We start from the raw sequence: 2,238 nt of genomic DNA, 5'->3' as shown, positions 1-2,238 counted from the left end.
ACTAATACCCCGCTTAAAGAGCGTATTTGATTTAAGCTACTTTGAAGCAATGCTTGTGCAATTTTGCTTTTTTGGTGCTTATTTTATTGTATCGTTACCCGCTGGAATTTTAGTTAAACAACTAGGCTATAAAAAAGGTATTTTAACAGGCTTAGTTGTGGCATCGATTGGGTGCATGTTATTTTATCCTGCTGTGGTTGTGCATGAATATTGGCTTTTTTTAAGTGCGCTATTTGTCCTTGCTTCAGGTATTACAGTTTTACAGGTATCTGCAAACCCTTATGTGGCCGCTCTTGGTCCTGAAAAAACAGCCTCGTCGCGCTTAAACTTAGCACAAGCACTTAATGCATTAGGTACCACCGTTGGTCCTTATGTTGGTGGGTTATTGTTTTTTGGCGCTGCAGGTAGCCTTGCTGTTTCAGCAGGTTCTGCAGAATCAGTGAAAATTCCTTACTTACTGCTAGCAGCAGCTCTGTTGTCAATTGCTATTATTTTTGCCTTTATTAAATTACCAGAAATAGAAGCGCATAAAGACAATAACGATCAACACACTCAAACTCGCTCATTAACTCAAGCACCTCATTTAACAATGGGTGTGTTAGCTATATTTTGTTATGTAGGAGGAGAGGTTGCTATAGGAAGCTTCTTAGTTAATTACTTTGGCGAGGCACATATTGCAGGTCTTGAAGAACACTCAGCAGCTAAACTCATTAGTTATTACTGGGGAGGTGCCATGGTCGGTCGCTTTATTGGTTCTGCACTTTTACAAAAAATTGCACCATCTAAAGCTATTGCTTTTAATGCATGCAGTGTCATTGTTTTATTATTGATAACAATATTTAGCGACGGCGACGTTGCATTATATTCAGTATTAGCAGTTGGTTTATTTAATTCTATTATGTTTCCAACCATCTTTTCTGTTGCAATAGAACGATTAGGCTCATTAACGAGTAAAGGATCTGGTTGGTTGTGTCTTGCAATTGTCGGTGGCGCGTTGATCCCTCTGATACAAGGGTACTTTGCTGACACGGTTAATATACAAGCTAGTTTCTTTGTCCCAATGTTGTGTTATGTATTTATTGCTTGGTACGGTTTGAACGTAGTTAAACTAGCGAAAAAATGGTGATTGAGCCGTTGTACTTAATCTTTTTAATTTTATAAGTTTAAGCTTTTATCATATTTGGTTTAAATAATACCAATCTGCTTAGATATGAGGTAATTTAATTTGTTAAGTTGTCCAAATACCTATGCAGATTGGTACAAGTAAACTAGCTCAGCTTGTTGTCTTTATAAAAGGCGATTGAAGATTTTATTAGGGCTTACTAACTTTTACAATTCGAAAGTTGCTCTAACGAGTAAATTTAATTACCGCGCTGCGCATGTTTGGCGTTTACACTGTATTCTCGGTTATTTACGGGAAATAACGACACCACATAGGTCTGCCTGAAAATAAGCCGACCATGGTAAATACTCCTTTGCAGTGATTAAACCTTATTTAGTTAACGTACATTCATCCCTTCATGCACAATGTTTTTAGTGATTGAATACGTATTCAATTACTAATCGAGTCGTTACTTTGTAGAACGTTCCAATTTTATGTTTAACTCATCGCACAGAAAATCTACGTTCTGTCAGTTAGTCCTTTACTCTTATTTTTAACGAAATCGCAGCTTAACAGGGGTTATTAAGTAAGAAAACTTTCTAAATTTTGCTAAAATTAACAGGCTAACGAATATAAGAATAATGCATTTATGTCCGCTAAGCCTGAACTTTATAGCAAGGTGACTATTGCAGCGTTATGCATTTAAGCTTTCGTATTTTAGCCGTATTCGATTAATTACATGTATGTGAATAAATTTAGTCAGTTATTTTTACTAAATGATGAAGCGGTTTTATTTTTGATAGGCTATACGTATAAATAAGTTGAAAAAAATTAAAAGTGGCTTTCGCTTTACTTTATACCAGTATGATGACGAGTGAAAACCCTCCTTGTCGACGTATTCTTATTGAAATACAAGGCATTTAACAACTCTCATAAAGTATTTAAAGCAATAAAATAATGGTGAATAAAATTTCTAACAAACAAAGCTGGCTAAACTTAATTAACATTGACAGTGTTTATAGTTCTGACAAACAACGTCAAGCGTTTTCTTTATTCACTATGATTGCTATATCTATTGTTGTTATTAGCATTCTAATTTTTTTGAATTATGATGTTTACTCACCAATATTAACAAG

The 2,238-nt window shown here is 35.0% G+C and carries 1 protein-coding gene and 1 pseudogene; both read left to right on the top strand.

Annotated features, from left to right (window positions below; translation table 11 throughout):
• On the top strand, positions 1-1,126 hold a 1,126-nt coding region (locus P20495_RS20115), incomplete at its 5' end, for a sugar MFS transporter (RefSeq protein ID WP_033015074.1).
• 933 nt (positions 1,127-2,059) lie between these two features.
• Positions 2,060-2,238 (top strand): annotated as a pseudogene (locus P20495_RS22380) (GGDEF domain-containing protein); the annotation flags it as partial.

Origin of the sequence: Pseudoalteromonas sp. BSi20495 (assembly GCF_000241185.1) — a bacterium.
In the GTDB taxonomy this organism is placed as follows: domain Bacteria; phylum Pseudomonadota; class Gammaproteobacteria; order Enterobacterales; family Alteromonadaceae; genus Pseudoalteromonas; species Pseudoalteromonas fuliginea.
This window is presented reverse-complemented; position numbering and strand designations above follow the sequence as displayed.